The following is a 26,764-nucleotide window of genomic DNA, read 5'->3' on the forward strand; positions in this document are numbered from 1 at the left end:
TTATGCCTGACACAATCCTCCGTAGGAGCTGACGAGTGAAACGAGGCTGCTCCTACGTGTTGGGAACCGGGATGACTTCCAGGACTCGGATCACCCCGGCCTCCGGGTAATGCCAGCGCACATCCAGATCCCAGAACTGTGCGCCATATTCCCTTTCCGGCGTAGGAATCTGGTACGCCGGACGTGGGTCTTGCGCCAGGCATTGCTCAATCAGCGCCACTAACGGCTCGTCAAGGCGCTGAGCATGTGCGTGAGCCTGTTGCAGCGCCGAATCCGTCCACTGCACGGGAATCAGCTGCGGCGCGGCGCTGGCGATGCTATTGGACGCCGTGTCGATGATGTCGGCGTAAGGCACGTAGGGTTTGATGTCGAGAATCGGCGTGCCGTCGAGCAAGTCGATCCCGGAAATCCACAGCCGATTGGCTTCAACCTTGTCCAGTTTGACCACTGACTGGCCGATCCCGTTGGGCCGATGCGTCGCACGAGTGGCGAACACGCCCATGGATTTATTACCGCCGAGGCGAGGAGGGCGGACTTTGAGTCGTGGCTTTTCTTCCAGGGCCTGATGGAACAGGAACAGCAGCCAGACATGGCTGACCTGCTCCAGCCCTTGCACCGCATCGCCTTGATCGAACGGCGCCACCAGCTCCAACACACCGCGAGCGGCCGGGGCCAGTTGCGGTTGGCGCGGGATGGCGAATTTCTCCTTGAAGCAGGAGCGCACGAAGCCGATGGGGGAAACGCTGTAGGTCATGGTCTGGGGTCGAAGCGGGGTAGGAGGCGGGCATGATAACCCGATCGCCCTCAGGTTCGGTGGCGCCTGTCAGTCCGTCATCGCGAGCAAGCTCGCTCCCACAGGGGACCTGCTGGGTTCACAAAATTTGTGACCACCCCGGATCAATTGTGGGAGCGAGCTTGCTCGCGAAGGCCGCGCCGCCGATCTAGAGACTAAACCCACCATCCAGCGGAATAATATTCCCGGTCATATACGCCCCAGCCGTACTCGCCAAACTGATCGCCAGCGCCGCCATCTCTTCCTCCCGGCCCCAGCGCTTCATCGGAATCAACGCCGTATCCTCCGCCAATGCTTTCTCATCACTGCCAATGTGCTGGGTCATCTTGCTCGGGAAACGTCCCGGCGCGATCACGTTGACGTTGATGTGCTGGCTGACCAGTTCCCGCGCCAGAATCCTCGACAGTTGATGCAGGGCCGCCTTGCTCGGCCCGTAGGCATAAGCCTGTTCACCGAAGGAAGAAATCCCTGCCACCGACCCAATGTTGATGATCCGCGCCGGATTCGCCGCCGATCCGCCCTTGCGCAGCAGCGGCAGAAACTGCTGGATGCAGTTGAACACCGAGGTCACATTCAGTTGCATGACCTTCTCCCAACCCTTGATCGGGTAGCTTTCCAGCGGCGCGCCCCACGTGGTGCCGGCGTTGTTGACCAGAATGTCGAGATGGGTGATCTGCTCGCCCAGCCGCGTAGCCAGTTGCAGCACGCCTTCTTCGGTGGCCAGGTTGGCCGCCAAGCCGTGGCAGCGACCAAACGCGCTCAGCTCCTCGGCCGTTTGCAGGCAGGCCTCGGCATCCCGCGCGCAGACGTACACCGTGGCGCCGGCCTCGACATAAGCCTTGGCGATCATTTTGCCGATACCACGGGTGCCGCCGGTCACCAGGGCGGTGCGGCCTTGCAGGGAAAAGTAGGGGTGCATGGCGAATCCTGAGTGCGGAGGGTCAATACACCCTAGCCGTCAGCCGCCAAAAGCGGAGCCACTATTTTTGCGAGGAATGGGGGGCCATACGGCTAAGCCCTGAACCGCCACCATCCGTGTAGGAGCTGCCGCAGGCTGCGATCTTTTGACTTTGATTTTTAAGGTCCAGATCAAAAGATCGCAGCCTGCGGCAGCTCCTACAGGGGCCGCGCCGATTACTGCGGACGAACGCGCAGGGTCAGGCCCTTGAGGAAGTTGCGCAGCAACTGGTCGCCACAGGTGCGGTAGTTGGTGTGGCCAAATTTGCGGAACAGCGCGCTCAGCTCAGGCTTGGACACCGGGAACTCGGAGGCCTTGAGGATCGCGTGCATGTCGTCTTCTTTCAGTTCGAAGGCCACGCGCAGTTTCTTCAGGATGATGTTGTTGGTCACCGGCGTTTCGATCGGCTGCGGCGGACGGCTTTCGTCCTTGCCACGCTTGAAGATCACCAAACCATCGAGGAAATGCGCCATGACGTCGTCCGGGCAGCGTACGAAGCCTTCCTCGTCTTCCTCTTTTTTATCGAGGTAGGTCAGCAGGTCTTCCATGGACACGTCCATGCCGCCGGTCTTGATGATCTCGATGACTTTCTTGTCGCTGATGTCGAGCATGTAGCGCACGCTGCGCAGTACGTCGTTGTGAATCATGGTGTGCAATCCTGATATTCGGCAGTGGGCGCCGCATAAACAGCGGCGCCGAGATGTAGGGCGGCGGGAAAAGTCTTAGAACTTCTCTTTGCCGGACAGGTAGCGCCATTGCCCCAGCGGCACTTTGCCGATGGACACGCCGCCGATGCGGATGCGGCGGATGGCGACGACCTTCAGACCAACGGCCTGGCAGAACAGGGCAATGACGCCCGGTTGTGGGTTCTTCATCGCAAAGCGCAGACGGTTTTCGTTCTGCCAACTGGCCTTGACCGGCGGCAGTTCCTTGCCCTTGTAAGTCAGGCCATGGTTCAGGCGATTGAGGCCGTGAGCCACCATCTCGCCTTCAACTTCGACCACATACTCTTGTTCGATTTTCGCGGAATCGGCGGTGAGCTTGCGCAGGATCTTCCAGTCCTGGGTGAACACCAGAAGACCGCTGGCGTTGGCTTGCAGGTCGGTGCTGGCGGTCAGGCGCAGGAAGTGGCCCTTGAGCGGACGTTTGCTGAAGCGGTGTTCTTCGCTCAGGGTCTCGGCGCTGATGGTTGCCATCGCCGTTTCCGCATCCACGCCCACGGGCACGTTCAGCAGAATCGTCACCGGCTCCGGCGCAGTGGCCTGGGCCTGCGGATCGAGCTCGACTTTCTGGTTCTCGACCTTGAACTGCGGCTCGTCGATGAGCTTCGCCGTCCACGGTGACCCAGCCCCCTCGATGAACAGCTCAGCCTCCCGACGGGAACAGCCGACGAGTTCGATGAGGCGTTTGGAGAGACGAATCGGGTCAGTCATGACAGGGCCGTAACAAAAAGGGGGTGGGCATTGTACCTGCTGGGCGCCGGTTAATCCCGGCTCCATTTGCGTCATGTGGCTTTTTGTGGGAGCGGGCTTGCTCGCGAAAGCGGTAGATCAGTCAAAACATCTGTTGAATGACACACCGCATTCGTCGGAACGCCGCCCGGAGCAAGCCCGCTCCCACACTGTTTTGTGTTCAGCCATTGCGCGCCAGTTGTTGGTTTTGGCGCATACGCATGTGCAACAGCGGATAAGGCTGGCCCATACCATCGACTTCCGAGCGGCCAATCACCTCGAAACCCTGCTTGAAGTAAAACCCCAGGGCTTGCGGGTTCTGTTCGTTGACGTCCAGTTCATCGGCGTTCAGGTGTTCCAGGGCATAGCGCAGCAGTTGCTTGCCTAGCCCTTGGCCGCGATGGGCCGGATCAATGAAGAGCATTTCGACCTTGCCCGCTGCGACACCCGCGAACCCGGTGATGCGCTGGCGCGAATCTTTGGTGCAGACCAGCATCACCGCGTCGAGGTAGCGTGTCAGCACCATGTTCTTCAACAGTTCGATGTAGCTGTCCGGCAAAAAGTCATGGGTGGCGCGCACCGAGGCCTCCCAGACCCGGGTGAGTTCTTCGTAGTCGCTCTGTTTCGGTGTGTGGATGACCGAATGTCGGCGCATGGCCCGATGCCCCTCGTTTTGTGAATGATGCGAGTCCTTTCTCCACAAAACGATAGACGTAAAAAAGCCCCGCATCTCGTCAAGAGAGCGGGGCTTTTCGTATTTTTTGCGTTTAGATCTGTTCAGCCCACAGGTCGTATTCGTCGGCGTCGGTCACTTTGCACCAGACTTTGTCGCCTGGCTTCAAGTTGCTGCCGTTGTCGATGAACACGTTGCCGTCGATTTCCGGGGCGTCGAAGAAGCAGCGGCCGACTGCGCCTTGCTCGTCGACTTCGTCCACCAGCACTTCGATTTCACGGCCGACACGCAGTTGCAGGCGCGCCGAGCTGATGGCTTGTTGGTGCGCCATGAAGCGGTCCCAACGGTCTTGCTTGACGTCGTCCGGCACGATAGCCGCGTCCAGCAGGTTGGCCGGTGCGCCTTCGACCGGCGAGTACTGGAAGCAGCCGACGCGATCGAGTTGCGCTTCGGTCAGCCAGTCCAGCAGGTACTGGAAGTCCTCCTCCGTCTCGCCGGGGAAGCCGACGATGAAGGTCGAACGGATGATCAGGTCCGGGCAGATCACGCGCCAGTTCTTGATTCGTGCCAGGGTCTTGTCTTCGAAGGCCGGGCGTTTCATGGCTTTCAGGACTTTCGGGCTGGCGTGCTGGAACGGGATGTCCAGGTACGGCAGGATCTTGCCGGCGGCCATCAACGGGATCAGCTCGTCAACGTGCGGGTACGGGTAAACGTAGTGCAAGCGAACCCAGACGCCAAGGCTGCTCAGGGCTTCGCAGAGTTCGGTCATGCGGGTTTTGACCGGCGCGCCGTTCCAGAAACCGGTGCGGTACTTCACGTCGACGCCATAGGCACTGGTGTCTTGCGAGATCACCAACAGCTCTTTGACGCCGGCCTTGACCAGGCGCTGGGCCTCGTCGAGCACATCACCGACCGGACGGCTGACCAGTTTGCCGCGCATCGACGGGATGATGCAGAAGCTGCAGCTGTGGTTGCAGCCTTCGGAAATCTTCAGGTACGCGTAATGGCGCGGGGTCAGCTTGATGCCTTGCGGCGGCACCAGGTCGATCAGCGGGTTGTGATCCTGGCGCGGCGGCACGGCGTCGTGCACGGCGTTGACCACTTGCTCGTACTGCTGCGGACCGGTCACGGCCAGCACACTTGGGTGTACTTTGCGAATGTTGCCTTCTTCGACGCCCATGCAGCCGGTCACGATGACCTTGCCGTTTTCCTTGATGGCTTCGCCGATCACTTCCAGGGATTCAGCCTTGGCCGAGTCGATGAAGCCGCAGGTGTTGACCACCACGACGTCGGCGTCCTCGTAAGTGGACACAACGTCATAGCCTTCCATGCGCAACTGGGTAAGGATGCGCTCGGAGTCGACCAGTGCTTTGGGGCAACCCAGGGATACGAAGCCAACCTTTGGATTGGCCGGCGCAGGAGTGGTGGACATGTCTAACCTCGGTATTTGTGACGCCTCCAGCCGTGATCGGCAAGGCGACGAACGGGCGCTTACGTCCTGTCTCGTGAATACGCTGTTTTTGACGTCGTCAAAAAGCAGCAGTGAGTCGCGAGACAGGACGTTTTGTGCGCCTCTGATCAAAAAGTGCGCAATTCTAGCGATGAGACGCGCACTTGACCAGCATTATGAGGGAAATGCGACGAGTGCTGCGCTATGCTTCGCGCCGTTACGCTTTACCGAATTTTTACAGTCAACAAATCGTCTGTAACCTTACGTAAAACAGCGCATGCTGCACGGCAAAGCATAGTGCTTCTTATAAGAAGTCCGGGTCTGAGTAGTAGGAGTTTTGGATGGGGCAGGCAAGTAGTCAGGCAGCGGGCGGCGAGCATTCGACAGCAAAACCGATCGGCATGCTGGTTGCGGCGGTCGGGGTGGTTTACGGCGATATCGGCACAAGCCCGCTGTACACCCTTAAAGAGGTTTTCTCTGGGCATTACGGTGTGCCGGTCAACCATGACGGGGTCTTCGGCATTCTGGCGCTGATCTTCTGGTCGTTGATCTGGGTCGTTTCGATCAAGTACGTGCTGTTTATTCTGCGCGCCGACAACCAGGGGGAAGGCGGGATTATGGCGCTGACCGCTCTGGCTCGTCGTGCGGCTTCGCCTTATCCGAGACTGCGTGCGGTGTTGGTGATTCTGGGGCTGATCGGCGCAGCGCTGTTTTATGGCGACAGCATGATCACCCCGGCGATCTCCGTGTTGTCGGCGGTGGAAGGTCTCGAATTGGCGTTCGATGGACTGGAACGCTGGGTCGTGCCGTTATCGCTGGTGGTGCTGGTGGCACTGTTCCTGATCCAGAAGCACGGTACAGATCGCATCGGCAAGTTGTTCGGCCCGGTCATGGTGTTGTGGTTTGTGGTGCTGGGCGGGCTCGGTGTCAGTGGCATCCTGAAGCATCCAGAAGTCCTCAATGCACTGAATCCAGTCTGGGGCGTGCGGTTCTTCACGGTGCATCCAGGCATGGGTTTGGCGATTCTCGGCGCCGTGGTGCTGGCGCTGACCGGTGCCGAGGCCTTGTACGCAGACATGGGCCACTTCGGTCGTAAACCGATCGCCCGTGCCTGGTTCGCCTTGGTGCTGCCGGCGCTGGTGCTGAACTACTTCGGTCAGGGCGCCTTGCTGCTGGGTGATCCGGAAGCGGCGCGTAACCCGTTCTACCTGTTGGCGCCGAACTGGGCGTTGATTCCGCTGGTGGTGTTGTCGACGCTGGCCACGGTGATCGCTTCGCAAGCGGTGATTTCCGGCGCGTTCTCGCTGACCCGCCAGGCGATCCAGTTGGGTTACATCCCGCGCATGCACATTCAGCACACTTCCAGTGCCGAGCAGGGGCAGATTTACATTGGCGCGGTGAACTGGGCGCTGATGGTCGGGGTGATCCTGCTGGTCATTGGCTTTGAATCTTCAAGCGCCCTGGCTTCGGCCTACGGTGTAGCAGTGACCGGGACCATGTTGATCACCAGTATTCTGGTGTCGGCGGTGATGTTGCTGCTATGGAAATGGCCACCGATACTGGCGGTGCCGATTCTGATTGGCTTCGTGCTGGTGGACGGGCTGTACTTCGCCGCCAACGTGCCGAAAATCATTCAGGGCGGTGCCTTTCCGGTGCTGGCGGGGATCGTGCTGTTTATCCTCATGACCACCTGGAAGCGCGGTAAAGAGCTGCTGGTGGATCGACTGGACGAGGGCGGCCTGCCGCTGCCGATCTTCATCAGCAGTATCCGTGTGCAGCCGCCGCATCGGGTCCAGGGCACTGCCGTGTTCCTGACCGCGCGCCCGGACGCTGTGCCCCACGCCTTGTTGCACAACCTGCTGCATAACCAGGTGTTGCATGAGCAAGTGGTGCTGCTGACCGTGGTGTACGAAGACATCCCGCGGGTACCGGCGCAACGACGCTTTGAAGTCGATTCCTACGGCGAAGGGTTCTTCCGGGTGATCCTGCACTTCGGTTTCACCGACGAGCCGGACGTGCCGCAAGCCCTGAAACTGTGCCACCTCGACGAGCTGGATTTCAGCCCGATGCGCACCACCTACTTCCTCAGCCGCGAGACGGTCATCGCCTCCAAGCTCGAAGGCATGGCGCGCTGGCGTGAGGCGCTGTTCGCCTTCATGCTGAAGAACGCCAACGGCAACCTGCGCTTCTTCAAGCTGCCGGTGAACCGGGTGATTGAGCTGGGTACTCAGGTAGAGATGTAAGCCCCATCAAAAAAGCCCCCGTTGCCGTTGAGGTAGCGGGGGCTTTTTTGTGTCTGGCGTCTCGTCCCGGAGGCAATGAAGATCCCCTGTGGGAGCGAGCTTGCTCGAGATGGCGGCCTATCAGTCAACATCAATGGTGAAGGTTAGTCCCTCATCGCGAGCAAGCTCGCTCCCACAGGAGGGCGGTGTATTCGTCTCGGTGCGTCTAGTTGCTTTCAGGCCGCTCTGCTTCGGATTCGGTCTTTGTCCGGGCAGGTCGCGGTGTCAGCACTTTCACCACATCATCGATCACAGCCTTGCTCATGGCCGTCAGGTAATGCGCAGCCCAGGCGTGACGGTCGGTGTCTTTGGCGTAGGCGGCATCTTCGGTAAATGATTTGGCGAGGGACAGCAGGTCGGAGGCTTGTGCCAATGCGTCGCCAATCGGGACGCCGGCGCTGACGTGGAACAGAGGTTTGTCTGGGCAGTAGATCAATGGCGTGAAGCCAATGGTTTTCAGGTCCGAAGGCGTGGACGGATTTGTTTTGGTCATGGTTTAACTCCTGGGTTCAAGGCTAGGAGCTGCCGCTTTCGTTACCACACGAAAGGGTGGCAGCTGTACGCAGGGTGGTAAACCGGGAACCAAGGAAACCGGCACGTCCGAAGACGTCCCACGCACAGCCGCCATATCGCGATGACAAGCACAAGAAACTGCCTGTATTCGTAATGACTGCACTGTTGCGCTGGTTTCGCCGGGTTACCACACCCGATCACTGCATTTGCAGCGACGTCCGGAGAGTATCCCGTCGAAGAGAAAGCCAACAAGGCAGCAAAGTGCCCAAACGCACCCACTACGCAATTCTCGGAGTTTGCCTACAACCTCGGCTGGCGTCATCTGATATTGCGACAGCTTTTAGCGAACGAAACTGAGTGGCGAGAGATTTTATAGGTTGGCGGAGTTCCTAAACAGTTGAGCTTGCCTGTTCCAGGCAGATCAGTTTGAACAGCAAAAGTACCGCTTGATTCTTCATTGGGCCTCGGTTCGCAACTGTCCTTTGTCCTGGGACTGAGGACAGTTGCAGCTTTTTGTATGGCGCGTGTCAATTGGCTGACTCGTAAGGTTGTGTTGCTATTTTTTCGCATAAGTACGCTGTTCAGTAGATTCGCGTTTTTGTAGCTTGCTGTACGTCAAATTCGACGCAATACTCTGCGTAGAACTGTGTGTTCGAATTTGCATGATCGTGTAGAGAGGTAAGTATGACGGCATTATTAGAGCGTGCTGACCAGGCGATATCGGTGACCGCTATGGTCAGGGGATTCAGTGCGAGGCTTAAAGAAATCTCTAGCCGCGCTACCGAGAGGCTGGTCATCTTTAAGGACAATCAACCGGCAGCGGTCATTATCAACGTCGATGCGTACCAGGAAATGCTCGACGAGCTTGATAACTTACGAATTGAAGCTGCTGCCCGAGAGCGACTGAGCGGTTTTAATCAGTCGAAGGCAGTCAGTCACGACGATATGCGGGCTCGGTACGCGAAGAAAGACTAAAGGAGCTGTGGATGGTTTGGGGCGTTATCTATCATCCAGAGGTCCAGAAGGATCTGGACCTACTGGGGGCTGTAGCAGCAAACCGTATTCTTGATGTCATCGAAGAGCGGATTATCAACGGCGAGCCGGACAAGAGCGGTAAGCCGCTAAGAGTCAGCCTTGCAGGATGTAGAAGGATTCGGACAGGCGACACGCGTATCGTTTATCGGGTCGATGGCAAAGCTATCCAGGTGTTAATCGTCGCAGTCGGTGCCCGGCGTGACGAAGAGGTATACGACGCTGCAGAGCGCCGGCTCTAAATAAAGAGCCCTCGTTGCCTTATGGTGGCGGGGGCTTTTTTTCGGTCACATCACCGGAATGCACAGGGGATTGGTGGTGTCTCTGCCGGAATGAAAAAAGCCCCCGCAACCATAAGGCTGCGGGGGCTTTTTGTTACGCGTCGCTCAGATCACTCTTGAGCGGCGGTATCAGGCGTCGCCGCGTCCTTGGCCTGACGCTTGACGATGATGTCCACCAAGCGCTGTGCCAGCGCCGGGTAGTTCTCGTCGAAGTGGTGGCCGCCAGGCAGCTTCACTGCTTCGCCCACGGCGGTCTTGTCGGTGCAGCCGCTCTCGTCGACTTCTTCTGCGCCGTAGATGCACACCACTTTTTCCGGTGGCAGCTTGGCCATTTCCGGGCCGGTGGCGGCTTCTTTGCCGGCGTTGCCGAGCCAGCCTTCGACTTCAATTTCGAAGCTGCCGGTGCGGGCGAAGGCCAGCAGGATGATCGCATCAACCCGCTGCTGTTCCGACTCTGCCAGACGGTTGTAGATCGCCGGCAGTACGTCAGCGCCGAACGAGTAACCGGTCAGGATGAAGCGTTTGGTGCCCCACTTCTGGCGGTAGTGCTGCATCAGTTCGGCCAGGTCCAGAGCGCTTTGCTCCGGGCTCTTGTGCTGCCAGTAGTAGCGCAGGGTGTCGATGCCGACCACCGGGTAGCCGATTTTGGCCATCTCGCCCGCAACGTCGCGGTCCAGGTCGCGCCAGCCGCCGTCACCGGACAGGAACAGGGTGACGGTGTCCTTGGCCTGACCGGCCGGGACTTCAACCACTGGAATTTGCAGGCCGCCGTTGCCCTTGTCGGTGCCGACGAGGATTTTGCGCAGTTCGTTGTTCAGCACTTGCGGCAGGTTGATGTCGTAGTCGCTGATGCTGGTTTCGGCATTCGGTTGGTCGCGCACGAAACCGGCGCTGGTGTCGTCCGGGTTGTCGTTCCAGGCTACCAGCCAGTGGCCGTGAGCCGCTTTCTTCGGCATCAGCTTATTGGTGCAGGTGGCCTTTTCCAGCGCCAGGTCCACCGAGATGGCCTGGGCCTTGTCGTCCTTCTGCTCGGCCAGCCAGCGCCAGGCCAGCACGGCGCCAGGGCCGATGCCGCTGACCAGGGTCGCCGGAGCTTTGAGCTCGCGCTCGGCCGCTTGCAGGGCGCGGTCTTGCAGCAGGCAGTCCTTGGGCAGAATCACCTGGACGATGTGTGCCGAAGCACTGCGGCTCAATGCCTTGAGTTGCTGGTCACTGAGCTTTTGTTCGTCGGCGACAGCCACGATCACCTGGGCCTTTGCCTTGGTGCCGGGTGTCACTCGGGTCAGCGTGATGCCGTCAGCCGGCGTCAGCAGTTCGAGGGTCGGTTCTGGTAACGGGCGTTTCATGTACCAGTAACCGCCACCGACAATCAGGGCCAGCACTACCAGTGTGGCCAGTACGTACCGCAAGGAGCGTTGAATCATCAGCGTTTCACCAATCCAGTCAAGCCGCCCGCAATCAGGGCAGCAGTATCGGCCAGGGCAACCAGCGGATCGAGTCCGGCGGGCACGGCCATATAACGGGGTTCCCAGTCAGGCTGGAACTTGTCTTTAAAGCGGCGTAAGCCTTGGAAGTTGTAGAGCTGCTCACCACGGCGGAAAACCATCGAGCCCAGACGCTGGGTCAGCGGTGCGCCACGACGGGGTTGTAGACCCGACAGCGGCACCATGCCCAGGCTGAAGCGCGCGTATCCATGATTTTTATAATGTTGAATCAGGCCGACCATCATGTATTCCATGGTCAGTTTGGGGGCATCAGGGTGCGCGCGCATCAGGTCGAGGCTGGCCAAATCATGGCTGTAGGTCTCGAGCAGGTTGGCGAACGCCACTGGGCGCCCTTCGAAACGAATCACCGCGACGCGGAAATGCTTGATGTAATCATCACTGAAGCGGCCGAGGGAGAAGCCTTTCTCGCGGACATTCTTGCCGGTCAGCCAGGCATCGGAAATCACCCGCAGCTCGTCCATCGGTGCCTGCCCCGGCTCATGGATCTCCAGCGACAGGCCATCGCGGGTGCCACGGTTCCAGGTGTAGCGCAGGTCTTTCATCTCTTTGCCTTTGGCTTCGAGATCAAAGCGATGCAGATCCACCCGGGCTTCTTCACCGAGTTTGATCGCCGTCAGGCCGATGTCCATATAGTACGGCAGGTTCTCGGCGCGCACTTGATAGAACACGGGGCGGGCGTGGTGGAGGTCGCAGAGGTCGCGGAACTGCCAGATCATTTCCGCCCGTTGCTGGGTCGGGCCGATCGGGTCGTACAGCGCCACCAGGCTGCGGCCACGGCGGGCGTACATCAGAAACGCCTCATCGTTGGGGTGGAACAGCAACGCCTTGTCACCGGTCAGCGCGAGGCCGCCATCGGGTTGCGACGAGGCCATCAGGATCTTTACCGCGCGATCCAGTTCGTCCGGTGTCGGCAGATGGATGATCGGGCGCGCAGTACGCAGCAACCAGGTCAGCGATACCACCACCAACAGCACGGCGGCACCCAGCAGCGAACGCAAGCCGCGGGGCGCGTCAGCGTCGAGGGTGAACTGCCACCAGAGTTGATGGCTGTACGGAACGTCCTGATAAGCAAACAGCAGCAGCCACATCGAAGCGCCGAGTACGCACAGGCTTGAGACCAGATACAGCGGCGAGAACGGCAGTTCGGTCAGGCGACTGGCGCGATAGAACGAGCGCCGGAACACCCCGAGCAGGCTCGCGGTCAGGGTCATGAGGCAGGCTTCTTCCCAATCGAAACCCTTGAGCAGCGAAAGCACGGCGCCGACCAGCAACAGAATGGTGGTCAGCATCCACGCTGCCGACAATCGACGACGCAGGCCCTGGGCCAGCAACAGGCACAGCACGCCGACCAGACTGGCGCCGAAGTGGGAGGCATCAACCAGTCGATGTGGAATCAGAAAGCCGATGTGTTCCAGGCGAGTGTCGATTTCCGGGGTTGCGCCGGAGAACAGCAGCACCACGCCGGACATGAACACCAGCAACGCCAGGATCGGCGCCGCCAGACCCGAGGCCGCCCGAAGTGATTGGCGGGACTGGAACAGGCGCTGGCCTTCGTTGATCAACAAGAGCAGGCAGGCGACCAGCAATGGCAGCACCACATAAATCAGTCGATACAGCAGCAGGGCAGCGGCCAAGGGTGCAGCGCCGAGCTTGTCGGCGAACGCGGCCAGCAGAATCGCTTCGAATACCCCGACACCGCCGGGTACATGACTGAGTACGCCGGCGGCCAGGGCCAGCAAATAGATCAGCATGAAGGCGCCAAACGGTGGGGCTTCCGGCAGCAACAGGTAGAGCACGGTCGCGGCAGCGGCCACGTCCAGAGCGGTGATCACTAGTTGCAGGAACGTCAGGCGACGACCTGGCAGGCGCAGCGTGCGACGTCCGGCCTTGACCAGCAGGTTGTCCGGGTAAGGTTGCTCCGGCAGGCGCCGGCGATAAATGCCGATCGCCAGCACGGTCGCCAGCAGCAGGACGCCAGCGGCGATCACACCCAGCAAGGTCTCTGAGAGGCCAAGGGCGGCAGACGCGGCGGGCAGGTTGCTCAGGGTTGCCAATGCCGCCAGCGGGGGCAGGGCGCAACCGAGGGAGAGGCTGGCGAACAGCGTCATGTGGGCGACATCGGAAGCCCCCAGACCGTGACGTGCATATAAACGGTAGCGAACCGAGCCGCCCGACAGCATCGACAGACCGATGGCGTTGCCAATGGCGAATGCGGTGAAGCCGCCCAGGGCCAGCGTGCGTGGCGCCAATGTGACGCCGGCATAGCGGCTGGCGGACCATTCGTAGCCGAGCAAAATGATGAAGCCGACGACGGTCGCGCCCAATGCGCCGATCAATGCCGGTTTAGGGACTTCCAGAATAGAGTCGTGGAGCGCATACAGATCGAGTTCGCTTAATAGATGGCGACAGGCAATCAGCGCGATAGCGAACAATAGCAAAGTGACCGCAAGCCCGATGGGCTGACGGTATTTGCTGACCAGATCAAGCAGGCGCAAACGCTCGGCCTTGATAGGTTGTGTCGCTGTGACGGTGTCTTGTGGATCAGACGAGTTGGCGCGCATCAATCACCTCTTGGATTGTGCGCGACAGGATGGAGGTATCGAGCCAAGTTACCAATCCCTGTAGAAAAAAATAATCACAAATATTAACGCCTCTCACCGGTTTAGGGTGATGGCACGTCATCGGTCGTAGAGGGCCTGTCTGGCACAGAGCATAGTCTGAACTCAGACTGTAGGTGATCCCAAACGGTTCACTGCACAGTGACAGATCATTGTTGCGAAAGGACTTTTTCAACAGATACAAAAAAGGCCACTCTTTCGAGCAGCCTTTTTTGATGTTTGGTTGCGGGAGCCGGATTTGAACCGACGACCTTCGGGTTATGAGCCCGACGAGCTACCAGACTGCTCCATCCCGCGTCTGTGTGGCGGCATTCTACAGCGGAACGCCGGGGTGTCAACGGTTAATCTTGAATCAGGTCAAATAAGCGTGAATTAGTGTCGAACGGTGGTGGGGGAGCGATAAGTTTCGGAATCTGAACGATTTCTTGTTTTTGCCTGGCGCGTGGATGAACGGTCTGTTTCTGCGTTCGATCGTACAAAACGAGCACGCACAAAAAAGGCCACTCTTTCGAGTAGCCTTTTTTGATGTTTGGTTGCGGGAGCCGGATTTGAACCGACGACCTTCGGGTTATGAGCCCGACGAGCTACCAGACTGCTCCATCCCGCGTCTGTGTGTCGGCATTCTACAGCGCAGCGCTGGTGTGTCAACCTTCAATTTAGATAAAACCTCTTCCTGTTCAATCGCTTAGCTGCAAAAAGGGAGGGGTGACTGCGCTGTAAGGCACGCGTGGCAAGGCTTGCAGCTCTATCGGCGAGTGCTTTTCGATTGAGAAAATAAATTCATGTGGCCTTTTCTTACGGGAGGATAAGAAGATTCAGAGTACTGGTGCTATATACAGGTGTCAGTGAGATACTGCCGGTCCGGCTCGTCATTACGTCTTTTCCTTGCCATGAACACTGCCTTTATATGACTCAGCGCAAAATCATCCACGTCGATTGTGACTGCTTCTACGCCGCCATCGAGATGCGTGATGACCCGCGCCTGGCGGGTAAGCCATTGGCGGTGGGCGGGTCGGCAGATCGGCGCGGGGTGATTGCCACCTGCAATTACGAAGCACGGGCCTATGGTGTGCGTTCGGCAATGTCTTCCGGGCATGCCTTGAAGCTGTGTCCGGACCTGACCATCGTCAAGCCGCGGATGGATGCCTATAGAGAAGCGTCGAAGGAAATTCATACGATCTTCAGCGATTACACCGACTTGATCGAACCGCTTTCCCTCGATGAGGCTTACCTGGACGTGTCGGACTGCGCACACTTTGGCGGCAGCGCCACGCGAATTGCCCAGGACATCCGGCGCCGGGTCTCCAATCAATTGCACATCACCGTCTCGGCAGGGGTGGCACCGAACAAATTTCTCGCCAAGATCGCCAGTGACTGGAAGAAGCCCAACGGTTTGTTCGTGATCACACCGGATCAGGTGGACGACTTCGTCAGCGGTTTACCCGTGAGCAAGCTGCATGGTGTGGGCAAGGTGACGGCCGACAAGCTCAGTAAGCTCGGCATCAATGACTGCGCGCAGTTGCGTGAGTGGAACAAGTTGGCGCTGGTGCGCGAATTCGGCAGTTTCGGTGAGCGACTCTGGAGCCTGGCCCGTGGGATCGATGAGCGGCTGGTGCATAACGACAACCGTCGGCAGTCCATCAGCGTCGAAAATACCTATGACGTGGATCTGCCGGATCTGGTGAGCTGCCTGGATAAGCTGCCCGAGTTGCTGGAAACCCTAAAAGGACGGATGGCGCGTATCGACAACAGCTACCGGCCGGGCAAGCCGTTCGTCAAAGTGAAATTCCATGACTTTACCCAAACCACACTGGAGCAGGCCGGGGCAGGGCGGGATTTGGGGAGCTATCAGTTGTTGCTGACCCAGGCGTTCAATCGCGGCGGTAAACCGGTGCGGTTGTTGGGGGTCGGGGTGCGGCTGGAGGATTTGCGGGGCGGGTTTGAGCAGATGGAGTTGTTTGAGCGTTAGCTTTGCAGTGGTTTTAGGGCCTCTTCGCGGGCAAGCCTCGCGCCTACAGGTACAGATCGTGCGCGATACCTGTAGGCGCGAGGCTTGCCCGCGAAGTTTTTGACTTTAATTCGGCCCTGGATCCGCCACCAATCGCCCCGCATCCCTGGTCAAGGACTTGAGGAATTCGGTCTGCAATTCAGGATCGTTGCGCGTCAGTTCGATCAGGCTCTGTTCCAGCTCGCTGGCTTCTTCTTCCAACCCGAGTTCCGACAAGCGTTTGACCCGGTGTACCCACTGGCTCACTTCGTCGTCTTCGAGATCGTCGTAAATCAGCCCGTGCGCTTCGAGCAGCTTGCTGCGCAAGGTACTGCTGATCGCCAGGGACGAATCGGTGTGCACATCGTCCTGGCCATCTTCGACCGTGATCAACAGCCGGGTCAGATGATTGATGTCATGTTCGGCGAACGGGCTGTCCAACAGGTTCAGGCGCAATACGCCGTTCTTGTCGGTGGTCAGTTCGAAGGTGTCCTTGCCGGCCTTGACCTGCACCGGGCGCTCGCTCCAAGGCAGGCTCGAGTATTCCGTGCGTTTATCACGCTGGACTTCGTCGATGCCAGCCAGGTTTTGCTGCGCGCGACCGTGGGACTGCACGTTCATGAACGGGTTGATCCCGGCGAAACCGTAGCTGAGCCAGTCCTTCGTCACACTGTCCGGCAAGGTGCCGAAGGCAAACACGTTGACCACGTTCGCGCCGACGCCTGCCACTATCGCCACCATGCCCAGCGGGATCTCGTAGATCTCCCGCCAGGGTTGGTACGGCGTGTAGCGGTCATAGCGACGGGTCACTTCGTATTCAGTGACTTCGAAGGTTTTTTGCTCGTGGATTTTCACCCGTCGTTGCGGCAGCTCAAGTGTCTTGGGCTCGCCGACATCGATCAGCAGGCTGTGATCGAGCAATTTGCGCTCGACCCGTTCCTCGTGCTCGCTGCGTTGTGACATCTGATTGGCACAGCCGCTGACCAACAGGGTGCCGCAAAGTGCGGCACCACCGAGGCCTAAGGTGTTTCGCTTGAACATGACTTCTCTATCTGGTGTCAGCGGCGGATACGGGCCTGGAGGAAGGACAGCACGTCAGCGACCGGCAGCGCTTGCGCCTCGGCCTCGGTGCGGCTCTTGTATTCCAGATTGCCATCGGCGAGGCCGCGGTCACTGACCACGATCCGGTGAGGAATGCCGATCAGCTCCATGTCCGCGAACTTGATGCCTGGGCTGGTTTTCTTGTCGCGGTCGTCCAGCAGCACTTCGAAACCGGCCGCAGTCAGTTCTGCGTACAGCTTGTCGGTGGCTTCGCGAACCTGTTCGTTGTCGTAGCGCAGTGGCACCAAAGCGATCTGGAATGGTGCGAGGGTGTCGCTCCAGATGATCCCTTTGTCGTCGTTGTTCTGCTCGATGGCCGCAGCCACCACGCGGGACACGCCGATACCGTAGCAACCCATTTCCAGGGTGACCGGCTTGCCGTTCTCGCCCAGTACTTCGCACTTCATCGCTTTGCTGTACTTGTTGCCCAGCTGGAAGATGTGCCCGACTTCGATGCCGCGCTTGATTTCCAGGGTGCCCTTGCCGTCCGGGCTTGGGTCGCCGGCGACAACGTTACGCAGGTCAGCGACGGTTGGAACCGGCAGATCACGCTCCCAGTTCACGCCGAAGTAGTGCTTGTCGTCGATGTTGGCGCCAATCCCGAAGTCGCTCATCAGCTCGACCGAACGGTCGATGATGATTGGCAGCGGCAGGTTCAACGGGCCGAGCGAGCCGGCACCGGCGCCAATGGCGTCGCGCAGTTCGGATTCGGAAGCCATGACCAGTGGGCTGGCAACGCCTGGCTGTTGGGCGGCCTTGATTTCGTTCAACTCGTGGTCGCCACGGATGATCAGGGCAATCAGCTTGCCTGCTTCTTCGGCGTGAACCACGAGGGTCTTGATGGTTTTTTCGATCGGCAGGCCAAAGCCTTCGACCAGTTGCGCAATGGTCTTGGCGTTCGGGGTGTCGACCAGGCGCAGCTCATTCGGCAGGCGCAGCGCGGGAAGTTTCGCGCGGTACGGCTTCGGCTTTCTCGATGTTCGCGGCGTAGTCGGAGCCATTGCTGAACACGATATCGTCTTCGCCGGACTCGGCCAGTACGTGGAACTCGTGGGAGCCGGCACCGCCGATGGAGCCGTTGTCGGCTTCAACAGGGCGGAACTTCAGGCCCAAGCGAGTGAATACGTTGCAATAAGCCTGGTGCATGCGGTCATAGGTGACCTGCAGCGATGGCTGATCGGCGTGGAAGGAGTAGGCGTCCTTCATGATGAATTCGCGACCGCGCATCAAGCCGAAGCGTGGACGGATTTCGTCACGGAACTTGGTCTGGATCTGATACAGATTGATCGGCAGCTGTTTGTAGCTGCTCAACTCGTTGCGCATCAGGTCGGTGATCACTTCTTCATGGGTCGGGCCGGCGCAGAAATCGCGACCGTGACGATCCTTGAAGCGCAGCAATTCCGGGCCGTATTCTTCCCAGCGACCGGATTCCTGCCACAGCTCAGCCGGTTGAGTGCTCGGCATCAACACTTCAAGCGAGCCGGCGGCGTTCATTTCTTCACGAACGACGGCTTCGACCTTGCGCATTACTCGCAAGCCCATCGGCAGCCAGGTGTACAGGCCCGAGGCGAGTTTGCGGATCATGCCGGCGCGCAGCATCAGCTGGTGGCTGATCACGACCGCGTCGGAAGGCGTTTCTTTCTGTGTGGCGAGCAAAAATTGACTGGTGCGCATGGTTGGCCGTTGTCGGTTGCTGATGACGAGAAATGACGGAGCATTGTACGGGCGAGATCTGCTGACGTACAGAAGTGCGGCCGGCGGTGAGGCCGCAAGGGCGGATTTCTCCAGCCCTTCGGGACGTTTCCTACGACTCTTCCGCGATCGGGGTTTGTACCCGTTCGGGTGTTGGCGTGGGGCCGGCGCGGCGGTTTTCCTGATACCAGTGCAGCGCGATCAGCAGCAGTGTCGGCACGCGGAGCAGCGCGGTGATGATGAAGAAGTTGTGGTAGCCGAACTTCTCCACCATGACTCCGGAGTAACCACCGATCAGGCGCGGCAGCAAGAGCATGATCGAGCTGAGCAGGGCGTATTGGGTGGCCGAGAACTTGAGGTTGGTCAGGCTCGACAGGTAGGCAACGAACGCCGAGGTCGCCATGCCCGAACTGAAGTTGTCCAGGGAAATGGTGACAATCAGCATCTGCAGGTTGGCGCCCATGTCGGCGAGCATCACGAACAACAGGTTGGTAGCGGCCGAGGCCACACCACCGATGAACAGGATCGGCAGGATGCCGAAACGTACGATCAGCAGGCCGCCCATGCCGGCGCCGAGCAGCGTCATGATCAGGCCGAAAATTTTGCTGACGCCGGCGATCTGATCCTTGGTGAAGCCCTGGTCGATATAGAACACGTTAGCCATTACGCCCATGACCGTGTCGGACATTCGATAGGTAGCAATCAGCCCCAGCAGCAGGAAGGCCTGCCAGCGGTAGCGCAGGATAAAGTCGTTGACCGGCGTCAGCACCGGCGCCAGGCCGCGGCGACCCATGGTCGAAAGGCACAGGGCGGTGAGCAGGGTGTAAAGGATCGCGCGCAGGAAGGCGCGGTCTTCGAGCAGCAGGTCGAGCAGGCTTACGCCGCCGAACAGCACACTCGCAAAGTCGGTGTTATAGAGCTGGGTGAACATGGCGGGCACGGATACCAGCAACACGATCAGCACGAACACCGACATCAGTTGATGCGCAAAGCTGTAGCGCCCGGCCTGAAGCTGCGTGCGCAGTGGCACCGGCGGTTCGCGCATAAAAAAGGTGGTGAGCAGCGCCGGGATCATCAAGGCGCCAAACAGCACATAGGTGCCGGTCCAGGCCGAGTGCTGGTAGTTGAAGCCGGTAGAGCCGAAGCCTTCCGCGAAGAACAGCGCACCGGCGGTAGCCAGCAACGCCGCGATCCGATAGCCGGACATATAACTGGCGGCCAGCGCAGCCTGGCGACTGTCTTCCGCGATTTCCAGGCGATAGGCGTCCACCGCGATGTCTTGTGTCGCGGAGGCGAAAGCGACGACCACGGCAATGGCGATCAGCCAGGACAGGTGCTTCTGCGGGTCGCAGAAGCCCATGCCGATCAGGCCTAGGATTACCAGCGATTGGGCCAGCACCAGCCAGGAACGTCGGCGGCCCAGTTTTCCGAGTAATGGCAGGCGCCATTGATCGAGCAGGGGGACCACACCCATTTAAAGGCGTAGGCCAAACCGATCAGGCTTGCATAGCCGATGGTTTCGCGGGCCACACCGGCCTCACGCAACCAGACCGACAGCGTCGAAAACACCAACATATAGGGCAGGCCGGCGGCGAAACCAAGCAGCAACAGCACGAGTGTTGAAGGGCTGGCATAGGCGGCGAGCGCGGCGCGCCAGGTTTTACGGGGCATGGGCTGAAGTCTGCCTCAAGATTACGGAAACAAAGCGCGCACTCTAACCGCTGTGCTCTACCGGGCGCCAGCCATGACGCTGAATATCAACACGATTGTTCAGGATACTGATGCCCTCGGTGCGTAAACGCGCGCGTTGCTCGTCCCCGGAAGGGCTGCCGACAGGCAGGCTGATCCGACCGCCGGCACCCAGCACGCGGTGCCAGGGCAGCTTGGTGTCGCCGGGCAATTGGCTCAATGTACGTCCGACCCAGCGAGCGGCGCGGCCCAGGCCGGCCAGTTCGGCCAGTTGTCCGTAACTCACGACTTTACCCTCAGGCACTTGGGCCAGCGTCAGGTAGAGCGCCGTGCGTCGGATTTGGGCTGGGCTTTCGGTTTCGGTGGTCGTGTCTGTCACGTCCGCGGTTCCTGAAGAAATTTACTTTGCTGTCAGTAGATTAAGTCCTGGAGTGTCAATTGAGAAATGAACTCAATAGAAATAGTCGGGTCAGTCCTTGCTAGCGCTTTATTCCTACGGATAATGCCGACTTTTTTCGCAAACCAGAGCCTTTGATTCGCTTATGTTGTCCAGAACCTTGCTGTGCCTCGCTGTTTTCAGTGCTTCCACGCCTTTGCTCGCCGACACCGTGTGGTTGAAAAACGGTGACAAGTTGAGTGGCAAGATCACCCTGTTCGATGGCGGCAAACTGTTGATCCAGACGGCCTATGCCGGTGCTGTTCCGATTGACTGGAAACAGGTCAAAACCCTGGAAAGCGATCAGGAATTGCTGGTCAAGCAGGATGCCTATAACGGCGAGAAAGCCAAATCATTAAAAGCGGCCGAAGACGGCAAGGTCACCTTGGCCAATGGCGAAGCGCCGAAAACGGTCGAGCTGGCGAGTATCCAGCAGATCCTCAAGCCCAAGCCTGTGGTCGAAGACCTGGTGTGGAAGGGCAATGTCGACATGGCGCTGGATTACCAGCGCGCAGAGAAAGACACTGACGACTACGACATCGGCTTCAAAACCTCGGCCCGGCATGGTCGCTGGCGCCATACGGCGGAGGGCGAGTACAACCGGGAATTCCAGGATGGCGAGGTCACTACCGACAACTGGCGTGCCGAATACTCCCTTGACCGATTCCTGACGGATAACTGGTTCTGGCAAGGTCGAATCAATTACAAAAGCGACCACGTTGAAGAGTTGGCCCGTCAGCGCGTAGTGGGTACAGGTCCGGGGTATCAATTCTGGGACAACGAACTCGGCGCATTCTCGCTCGGCTCGCTGCTCAACCGCACCGATTACGAATACCGGGATGGCAGCAAGGACAACTTCTATTCCGTGGCCATGAAATGGGACTATAACCGCTACCTGATTGGCAAAAAGGTCGAGTTCTTCACCAATGGCGAGCTGGGCAAGCCGCTGTCCGGCGTGGCCGACTACGCGCTCGATGCCGAGATGGGGTTGCGCTACAAGGTGACGGATTGGGCTTCGCTTAACCTGAAGGCCGAGCGGGACATCATCAGCGGGACCAATGATGCTGATTTGAACAAGACGCGCTATACCGCAGGGTTTGGCGTGGCTTGGTAAGTGTCGTAATTGCACAAAAAAAGCCCCGCAACCGTAAGGTTGCGGGGCTTTTTCTTGGAAGGGCGATTAGCTGGCTGTAGGCGCCGGTGATTCGGGTCGGGTGCATTCACCCAGGCGGACCCCTGCCTCGTATCGGCATTCGCCGTTCGGGCTACCATCCTGTTTCCACATGCGCATGACGCCTTGCTCGCGTCCTTCGACGTAATGGACAGACGTATTCATCTGGCCGTTTTGCCACCAGGTGATGGACGGGCCTTCAAGTTTTCCGTCCTTGTAAGTTTTTTGTTCCTTGATCTGGCCGTTGGCGTACCACTCTTTGACCTTGCGGGCCGGTGACCACCAGTCGCCTTGTTCGCGGTGCTGTTCATCCCACTGCCATTGCACTGTTTGTACGCCCTGGTCGTTCCAGCTGGCATGACTGCGCTGCACAGAGTGCTCGTCGACAAAGACTTTCTGTTTCACCGTTGCGTTGGGGTGATACTCGATTTGCCAGCCCTTCGGTGCGTTGTCGACGTAGTCCGTGCTGCTTTGCAGCGAACCGTCCGGAAAGTAGGAAAGGTTGGGGCCGACCATTTTGCCGTTGACGTACTGAGCGCGTGACTTGACCTTGCCGTCGGGGTAATAGCCGAGAATAGGGCCGTCCAGAACATCATTGTGATAAGTGAGGCGGCCGATCACGGCGCCGTCTTCGTCGTACTCCAGATACTCGCCATCCACGTGTTTGCCAGCGTGCCAGTTGTAGGACTCTGCTTTTTTTCCGTTATCGTGGTAGGTGGTCTCCCAGCCTTCCCGCTCGTCATTTAGGTAATGGGCGCGCTTGGTGACAATCCCGCTTTCTGAATAAGTGATTACCTCGCCCTGGATTTGGCCTTTGGCATCGTTCTGATAGCTTTGTCCGAGTTTTCCACTTGAATAGTAGGTCTTTGATGCAAGGACGGGCTTACCTGACACGAAGTCCTTGGCGTCGACGTAATAGTCGCGGCGCACGGTGCCTGATTCGACGTAAAAGACTTTGGCGTGCCAGGCTTTGCGTTTGCTGTCGTGCGCCAGAGGCATCGGCAGGAAAAAAGTGGCCTGACCCTTTGTGGTAGGTGCGTACTCTTCATCCAGATACAGCTTGCCGTCCACGAGTGATGCCGTCAGTTCACCGCATTCTTCGGGCGTGCAGGCGCGTACCTTTTCGAAAAAAGCCCGTTTGCCGTCGCACGCCGAGAGCGTTAGCAAGAGCGGTGTTTCGTCGTCGATCAGTTGCTGGACTTCTTCGAGCAGGCGGCCAAACGATTCGTTGGGTACGCCCACCGATTCCGGTGTGAGGTAGACCTCGTTGCTACCACAGGCGTGTGCCGTGGAAAGTTCCAGTAATGCTGCCGCCCGCAGTTCTGCCTGAGGGACGCCTTGAATGGCTGGGCCCTTGGCGACATAGGTGGCGTGGGTATCCATGCCGACAATGATGGTCGGATGGTCGGGGCGGGGATTGGCGTGAGTGGAGAAGGGGAGTGCGAGTGTGATCAGCGCTGCGCCCAGGGCTTTCCTTTGGTTGAACGGCATCCTGCTGTTTCCATGTGATTTTCCAGGTGGCGAATCATATAGAAGGACGGGTGGCTGGCGTAAGGCAAAAACAAGCGCTCACAAAAAAGCCCCGCTTTTAAGGGCGGGGCTTTTTACTAAAGCAAGTACAAGTTAGATAACTTGAACTTCTTCAGCTTGCATGCCTTTCTGACCGCGGGTAGCGATGAAAGAAACCTGTTGGCCTTCTTTCAGGCTTTTGAAGCCGTCGGATTGGATAGCTTTGAAGTGAACGAACAGGTCGTCACCGGATTGTGGAGTGATGAAGCCGAAGCCTTTTTCATCGTTGAACCACTTAACGGTACCAGTTTGGCGATTAGACATGGTGTAACTCCTTGAACAAAGATAACTGCGACGCAGGAAGAACCCTGGCCGAGACTGAGTGCAAAGAGCAGGAAAAATTCTTGTAGATGGTTGGATCGAAATTCAACATATCGTGTAGAGATTCTCAGTGACACAAGCAGCACAGTGGCGCCACCTTAACCCTTTTTCCGGGACGTGCCAATGCTTCCTGCGAAGGTTTCTCTGTTTTCGTGACTGACGGTGCATCGGATCGGCCCAAAGGCCCGGGAATCAGGGGGATTGCCGAGAATTATGCCTCGCACTTTGAACCCGAGGCGCGCGCCTAGTAAGATGCCGGACAGAATTTTTCCACCTCGCTATTCAGGACACCCCGCCATGAGCATCAAATCGGACAAGTGGATTCGCCGCATGGCGCAAGAGCACGGCATGATCGAACCGTTCGTCGAGCGCCAGATGCGCGGTGAAGGTGCCGAGCGGCTGATTTCCTATGGTGTGTCGAGCTACGGCTACGACGTGCGCTGCGCCGGTGAATTCAAGGTGTTCACCAACATCAACTCGGCGATCGTCGACCCGAAGAACTTCGATGAAAAGAGCTTCGTCGACGTGACCAGCGATGTCTGCATCATCCCGCCGAACTCCTTCGCCCTGGCCCGCACCGTGGAATTCTTCCGCATTCCGCGCAACGTGCTGACCATCTGCCTGGGTAAAAGCACCTACGCGCGCTGCGGCATTATCGTCAACGTGACGCCGCTCGAGCCTGAGTGGGAAGGCCACGTGACCCTGGAATTCTCCAACACCACCACCTTGCCGGCGAAAATTTACGCCAACGAGGGCGTGGCTCAGATGCTGTTCTTCGAATCCGACGAAGAGTGCGAAGTCTCCTACAAGGACCGTGGCGGCAAGTACCAAGGCCAACGCGGCGTCACCTTGCCGCGCACCTGATCCATTCATCTGGCAGTTCGCGGGAATTCTTGGGCGGGTAGACACTCTACTGGGTGTACTGCCCGGTTCGCGTACAGCGGACGGGGCCATCGCTCAGGAGTGCTCTATGAAGATCGATCCCCGAATAAGTGCCGAACTGGCAAGGCTTGAGCCCAATCAGATTGGCGTTTTGGCCTGGTCCTTGTTGGCACATCCGTCCGTCAGCATGGCCGGGGGCATCCCCGGCCAGCCTGATCCCGATACCCCCAACGAACAACCCACCGAGCCCGGCGAACCCACCCTGCCGGACGAGCCGCCTCCGGCGCCGGTTGCTTGATACCTGTTTCTGCCCTTTTAGGAGCGAAGCTTGCTCGCGAAGACGGCGGTACATTCACCTCAGATGTGAAGTGAAAACCGCTTTCGCGAGCAAGCTTCGCTCCTACACTGGTCATATTTCTTTGTCGCCAATGACAAAGATCCGACAGCTTTCATCACGGTCGACCTGATACCCGCCGGTAAAGCCGCCGAAAGCAGACAACAGCCAGAGTTTCTAACCCGCCAGGCGAACCGGATAAGGCGTGCCCATCAGGTTTTTCCGGTTTCAGCGGTTTTTTCAGATCACCGACCATTCGCTTGATTCGGTCCGCCAGTTTCTCGGAACTCATGCTCTCGCGCATCCACTCCACCAACAGCGGAAAGACCAGCGGAGTAGGGCGTTTGATCTGATGCAGGTCGAATCCCAAGCGGTTGATGCGGGCCAAGGTCTGCTCCAGTCGCCGAATATCCAATTAGAAACCCGTCGCCGGGCTTGAACCGGGCAACTAAGTCCTTCTCGATACTTCCCCGTTGCTTGCCGCGGTCCTGTAGGAGCTGCCGAAGGCTGCGATTTTTTGAACTTCAGCACTCTGGAAAAAGATCAAGATCAAAAGATCGCAGCCTTCGGCGGCTCCTACTGGGGATGGCGGGTTATTTCAGGTTGCCGCTGAGCAGCGGCACTATTGACTCAATCGAATTTGGTTATTTATTCCTGAAATTTTAACTTGTCAACTGTCAGTGCTGACAGTTGTTGGATAGGTGCGTACATGATTTCCTTGTTTGGTCGGCGGTCGGTCTGAGAGCAATTCGCCGATCGTTATTCATTAATCAATTGGAGATGTTGAAATGACGGATGCTAAAGCAGCAACTCTGGTGGAAGTTCCCGGGAGCCTGAGGGCCACGGCCACTCATGGCGGGCAACAGGAGGAGTTTAAGGAAGAAGGTACCGTTTCCTACCGCTATGTCAGTGACGCAGGCCTGCGGTTCCTGGATTCCCGTCCTGTGAACGGTTTTCGGATGAATATTGGGGTGAGTGTGGATACAGGCACTGGCGTACACGTCATCAACAATGTGACCACTGATGCACTGGTTATTTTCAGGGGAAGTCGAACTAATACAGTGGCGGGCGTTATGCGAGTGGATCAGAACGATGCAGATGGCTTGTCAGGTGCTTTTAATGGGACAACGACGCTTAATGGTATTGAATTTGAGATTAGCTGTACTGAGTTCAAGATTGATACAACAGGCAATAAGTAACCGCGGTGAACAATAGCGGGTCGAGATTACGACCCGCCAAGTTATTAGTACGAGATGAATATTATTTGAGGTTGCCGCTGAGGAACTGCTTCAACCGCTCACTCTTCGGACTCCCCAACACATCCTCCGGCGCCCCTTCTTCCTCCACCAACCCTTGGTGCAGAAACAACACCTGGCTCGACACTTTGCGGGCGAAGCTCATTTCGTGGGTCACCATGATCATGGTCCGGCCTTCTTCAGCCAAACCCTGAATCACGCGCAGTACTTCACCCACCAGCTCCGGGTCGAGTGCCGAGGTCGGTTCGTCGAACAGCATGACTTCCGGTTCCATCGCCAAGGCGCGAGCAATCGCAACCCGTTGTTGCTGGCCACCCGAGAGAAACGCCGGGTATTGGTCGGCGACGCGTGCTGCCAGGCCAACTTTGTCGAGATAACGCCGAGCACGGTCTTCGGCTTCTTCCTTGCTGCAACCCAGCACCCGGCGCGGGGCCATGGTGATGTTTTCCAGGACCGTCATGTGGCTCCACAGGTTGAAGTGCTGGAACACCATCGCCAGGCGAGTGCGGATCCGTTGCAGTTCATCGGGATCGGCCACGTGCATGCCGTGGCGATCGCTGATCATGCGGATGTTCTGGCCGTCCAGGCTCATGGCGCCGTCGTTCGGCTGTTCGAGGAAGTTGATGCAGCGCAGGAAGGTGCTTTTGCCCGAGCCGCTGGCGCCGATCAGGCTGATGACGTCGCCGGTCTTGGCCTTGAGCGAAACGCCTTTGAGCACCTGGTGATCGCCGTAGCTTTTATGCAGGCCTTCGATGGTCAGTTTGTACATG

The 26,764-nt window shown here is 58.5% G+C and carries 22 protein-coding genes, 2 tRNA genes and 3 pseudogenes; 8 read left to right on the forward strand and 19 right to left on the reverse strand.

Going from position 1 to position 26,764, the window contains the following annotated elements; genetic code table 11:
- Nucleotides 1-52: 52 nt before the first annotated feature.
- The 6 genes from tsaA to rimO all read right to left on the reverse strand — a co-directional run bounded on the left by tsaA (nucleotide 53) and on the right by rimO (nucleotide 5,307).
- On the reverse strand, nucleotides 53-754 hold the full coding sequence (gene tsaA, locus RHM58_RS15300) for a tRNA (N6-threonylcarbamoyladenosine(37)-N6)-methyltransferase TrmO (protein WP_201201192.1): 702 nt from the start codon (nucleotides 752-754) through the stop codon (nucleotides 53-55).
- A 187-nt stretch (nucleotides 755-941) separates the two neighbouring features.
- Nucleotides 942-1,712 carry an SDR family oxidoreductase gene (locus tag RHM58_RS15305; protein WP_201201193.1) on the reverse strand — a complete coding sequence of 257 codons (771 nt, stop codon included), beginning with the start codon at nucleotides 1,710-1,712 and terminating at the stop codon, nucleotides 942-944.
- Between the two features lie 215 nt (nucleotides 1,713-1,927).
- Entirely contained in the window at nucleotides 1,928-2,398 is a 471-nt protein-coding gene (locus RHM58_RS15310) for a DUF1456 family protein (RefSeq protein ID WP_201256031.1), read from the reverse strand.
- A 75-nt stretch (nucleotides 2,399-2,473) separates the two neighbouring features.
- Nucleotides 2,474-3,184 (reverse strand): RNA-binding protein, encoded by a 711-nt coding sequence (locus RHM58_RS15315; RefSeq protein ID WP_322270700.1) that lies wholly within the window; start codon nucleotides 3,182-3,184, stop codon nucleotides 2,474-2,476.
- A gap of 199 nt (nucleotides 3,185-3,383) precedes the next feature.
- Nucleotides 3,384-3,857: an acetyltransferase gene (locus RHM58_RS15320; protein WP_201256030.1), complete on the reverse strand. Its 474-nt coding sequence runs from the start codon at nucleotides 3,855-3,857 to the stop codon at nucleotides 3,384-3,386.
- Nucleotides 3,858-3,969: 112 nt separating this feature from the next.
- Nucleotides 3,970-5,307: a 30S ribosomal protein S12 methylthiotransferase RimO gene (gene rimO, locus RHM58_RS15325; RefSeq protein ID WP_201201202.1), complete on the reverse strand. Its 1,338-nt coding sequence runs from the start codon at nucleotides 5,305-5,307 to the stop codon at nucleotides 3,970-3,972.
- A 359-nt stretch (nucleotides 5,308-5,666) separates the two neighbouring features.
- Here rimO and RHM58_RS15330 point away from each other — a divergent pair, with 359 nt between their 5' ends.
- Complete coding sequence (locus RHM58_RS15330; protein WP_201201203.1) at nucleotides 5,667-7,568, forward strand: potassium transporter Kup; 1,902 nt, start codon at nucleotides 5,667-5,669, stop codon at nucleotides 7,566-7,568.
- 205 nt (nucleotides 7,569-7,773) lie between these two features.
- Here the strand turns inward: RHM58_RS15330 and RHM58_RS15335 are convergent, their stop codons facing one another.
- Nucleotides 7,774-8,100: a DUF3077 domain-containing protein gene (locus RHM58_RS15335; protein WP_322270701.1), complete on the reverse strand. Its 327-nt coding sequence runs from the start codon at nucleotides 8,098-8,100 to the stop codon at nucleotides 7,774-7,776.
- Nucleotides 8,101-8,804: 704 nt separating this feature from the next.
- On the opposite strand from RHM58_RS15335, the gene RHM58_RS15340 reads away from it, so the two are divergent.
- Both RHM58_RS15340 and RHM58_RS15345 read left to right on the forward strand, forming a co-directional pair.
- Nucleotides 8,805-9,095 (forward strand): type II toxin-antitoxin system Phd/YefM family antitoxin, encoded by a 291-nt coding sequence (locus tag RHM58_RS15340; protein ID WP_201256029.1) that lies wholly within the window; start codon nucleotides 8,805-8,807, stop codon nucleotides 9,093-9,095.
- Between the two features lie 11 nt (nucleotides 9,096-9,106).
- Nucleotides 9,107-9,394: a type II toxin-antitoxin system RelE family toxin gene (locus RHM58_RS15345; RefSeq protein ID WP_201256028.1), complete on the forward strand. Its 288-nt coding sequence runs from the start codon at nucleotides 9,107-9,109 to the stop codon at nucleotides 9,392-9,394.
- A gap of 149 nt (nucleotides 9,395-9,543) precedes the next feature.
- Here RHM58_RS15345 and RHM58_RS15350 read toward each other — a convergent pair whose 3' ends face one another.
- The 4 genes from RHM58_RS15350 to RHM58_RS15365 all read right to left on the reverse strand — a co-directional run bounded on the left by RHM58_RS15350 (nucleotide 9,544) and on the right by RHM58_RS15365 (nucleotide 14,163).
- Complete coding sequence (locus tag RHM58_RS15350) at nucleotides 9,544-10,857, reverse strand: virulence factor family protein (RefSeq protein WP_201256027.1); 1,314 nt, start codon at nucleotides 10,855-10,857, stop codon at nucleotides 9,544-9,546.
- Nucleotides 10,857-13,499 (reverse strand): bifunctional lysylphosphatidylglycerol flippase/synthetase MprF, encoded by a 2,643-nt coding sequence (gene mprF, locus RHM58_RS15355; protein ID WP_201201206.1) that lies wholly within the window; start codon nucleotides 13,497-13,499, stop codon nucleotides 10,857-10,859. Before mprF ends, RHM58_RS15350 begins: the two co-directional genes overlap by 1 nt.
- 277 nt (nucleotides 13,500-13,776) lie before the next feature.
- Nucleotides 13,777-13,853 (reverse strand) — tRNA-Met (locus tag RHM58_RS15360).
- Between the two features lie 233 nt (nucleotides 13,854-14,086).
- Nucleotides 14,087-14,163: transfer RNA gene (locus RHM58_RS15365), tRNA-Met, on the reverse strand.
- Between the two features lie 300 nt (nucleotides 14,164-14,463).
- Here RHM58_RS15365 and dinB point away from each other — a divergent pair.
- Entirely contained in the window at nucleotides 14,464-15,525 is a 1,062-nt protein-coding gene (gene dinB / locus RHM58_RS15370) for a DNA polymerase IV (RefSeq protein WP_201256026.1), read from the forward strand.
- A gap of 105 nt (nucleotides 15,526-15,630) precedes the next feature.
- Here dinB and RHM58_RS15375 read toward each other — a convergent pair whose 3' ends face one another.
- The 4 genes and pseudogenes from RHM58_RS15375 to RHM58_RS15390 form a co-directional block, all read right to left on the reverse strand.
- Nucleotides 15,631-16,584 carry a hypothetical protein gene (locus RHM58_RS15375; RefSeq protein ID WP_201201211.1) on the reverse strand — a complete coding sequence of 318 codons (954 nt, stop codon included), beginning with the start codon at nucleotides 16,582-16,584 and terminating at the stop codon, nucleotides 15,631-15,633.
- Nucleotides 16,585-16,601: 17 nt separating this feature from the next.
- Nucleotides 16,602-18,318 (reverse strand): annotated as a pseudogene (locus RHM58_RS15380) (proline--tRNA ligase).
- A 130-nt stretch (nucleotides 18,319-18,448) separates the two neighbouring features.
- Nucleotides 18,449-20,007 (reverse strand): annotated as a pseudogene (locus RHM58_RS15385) (AmpG family muropeptide MFS transporter).
- Between the two features lie 43 nt (nucleotides 20,008-20,050).
- A complete protein-coding gene (locus RHM58_RS15390; RefSeq protein ID WP_201201215.1) occupies nucleotides 20,051-20,404 on the reverse strand; it encodes an MGMT family protein in 354 nt (117 codons plus the stop codon).
- A 163-nt stretch (nucleotides 20,405-20,567) separates the two neighbouring features.
- Between RHM58_RS15390 and RHM58_RS15395 the strand changes: the two genes are divergently transcribed.
- The gene (locus RHM58_RS15395) at nucleotides 20,568-21,575 is read left to right on the forward strand and encodes a DUF481 domain-containing protein (RefSeq protein WP_201201217.1); all 1,008 of its coding nucleotides are present in this window, start codon (nucleotides 20,568-20,570) and stop codon (nucleotides 21,573-21,575) included.
- A gap of 66 nt (nucleotides 21,576-21,641) precedes the next feature.
- Here the strand turns inward: RHM58_RS15395 and RHM58_RS15400 are convergent, their stop codons facing one another.
- Complete coding sequence (locus RHM58_RS15400) at nucleotides 21,642-23,123, reverse strand: toxin-antitoxin system YwqK family antitoxin (RefSeq protein ID WP_322270702.1); 1,482 nt, start codon at nucleotides 23,121-23,123, stop codon at nucleotides 21,642-21,644.
- A gap of 132 nt (nucleotides 23,124-23,255) precedes the next feature.
- Nucleotides 23,256-23,465 (reverse strand): cold-shock protein, encoded by a 210-nt coding sequence (locus RHM58_RS15405; protein ID WP_002554837.1) that lies wholly within the window; start codon nucleotides 23,463-23,465, stop codon nucleotides 23,256-23,258.
- 354 nt (nucleotides 23,466-23,819) lie between these two features.
- Here RHM58_RS15405 and dcd point away from each other — a divergent pair, with 354 nt between their 5' ends.
- Both dcd and RHM58_RS15415 read left to right on the forward strand, forming a co-directional pair.
- Nucleotides 23,820-24,386, forward strand: a complete 567-nt coding sequence (dcd, locus tag RHM58_RS15410; RefSeq protein WP_054047011.1) for a dCTP deaminase — start codon at nucleotides 23,820-23,822, stop codon at nucleotides 24,384-24,386.
- A 106-nt stretch (nucleotides 24,387-24,492) separates the two neighbouring features.
- Nucleotides 24,493-24,702, forward strand: coding sequence for a hypothetical protein (locus RHM58_RS15415; RefSeq protein WP_201201219.1), 210 nt, complete (start codon nucleotides 24,493-24,495; stop codon nucleotides 24,700-24,702).
- Nucleotides 24,703-24,973: 271 nt separating this feature from the next.
- Here RHM58_RS15415 and RHM58_RS15425 read toward each other — a convergent pair.
- Nucleotides 24,974-25,153, reverse strand: a pseudogene (locus tag RHM58_RS15425) (hypothetical protein); the annotation flags it as partial.
- Nucleotides 25,154-25,526: 373 nt separating this feature from the next.
- Between RHM58_RS15425 and RHM58_RS15430 the strand changes: the two are divergent.
- Nucleotides 25,527-25,937 carry a hypothetical protein gene (locus tag RHM58_RS15430; protein ID WP_201255550.1) on the forward strand — a complete coding sequence of 137 codons (411 nt, stop codon included), beginning with the start codon at nucleotides 25,527-25,529 and terminating at the stop codon, nucleotides 25,935-25,937.
- Between the two features lie 61 nt (nucleotides 25,938-25,998).
- On the opposite strand, the gene RHM58_RS15435 is transcribed toward RHM58_RS15430, so the two are convergent.
- Entirely contained in the window at nucleotides 25,999-26,763 is a 765-nt protein-coding gene (locus tag RHM58_RS15435) for an ABC transporter ATP-binding protein (protein ID WP_201201224.1), read from the reverse strand.
- Nucleotide 26,764: the final 1 nt, after the last annotated feature.

The sequence above is a fragment of the Pseudomonas sp. 10S4 genome, from assembly GCF_034344865.1.
Classification (GTDB): domain Bacteria; phylum Pseudomonadota; class Gammaproteobacteria; order Pseudomonadales; family Pseudomonadaceae; genus Aquipseudomonas.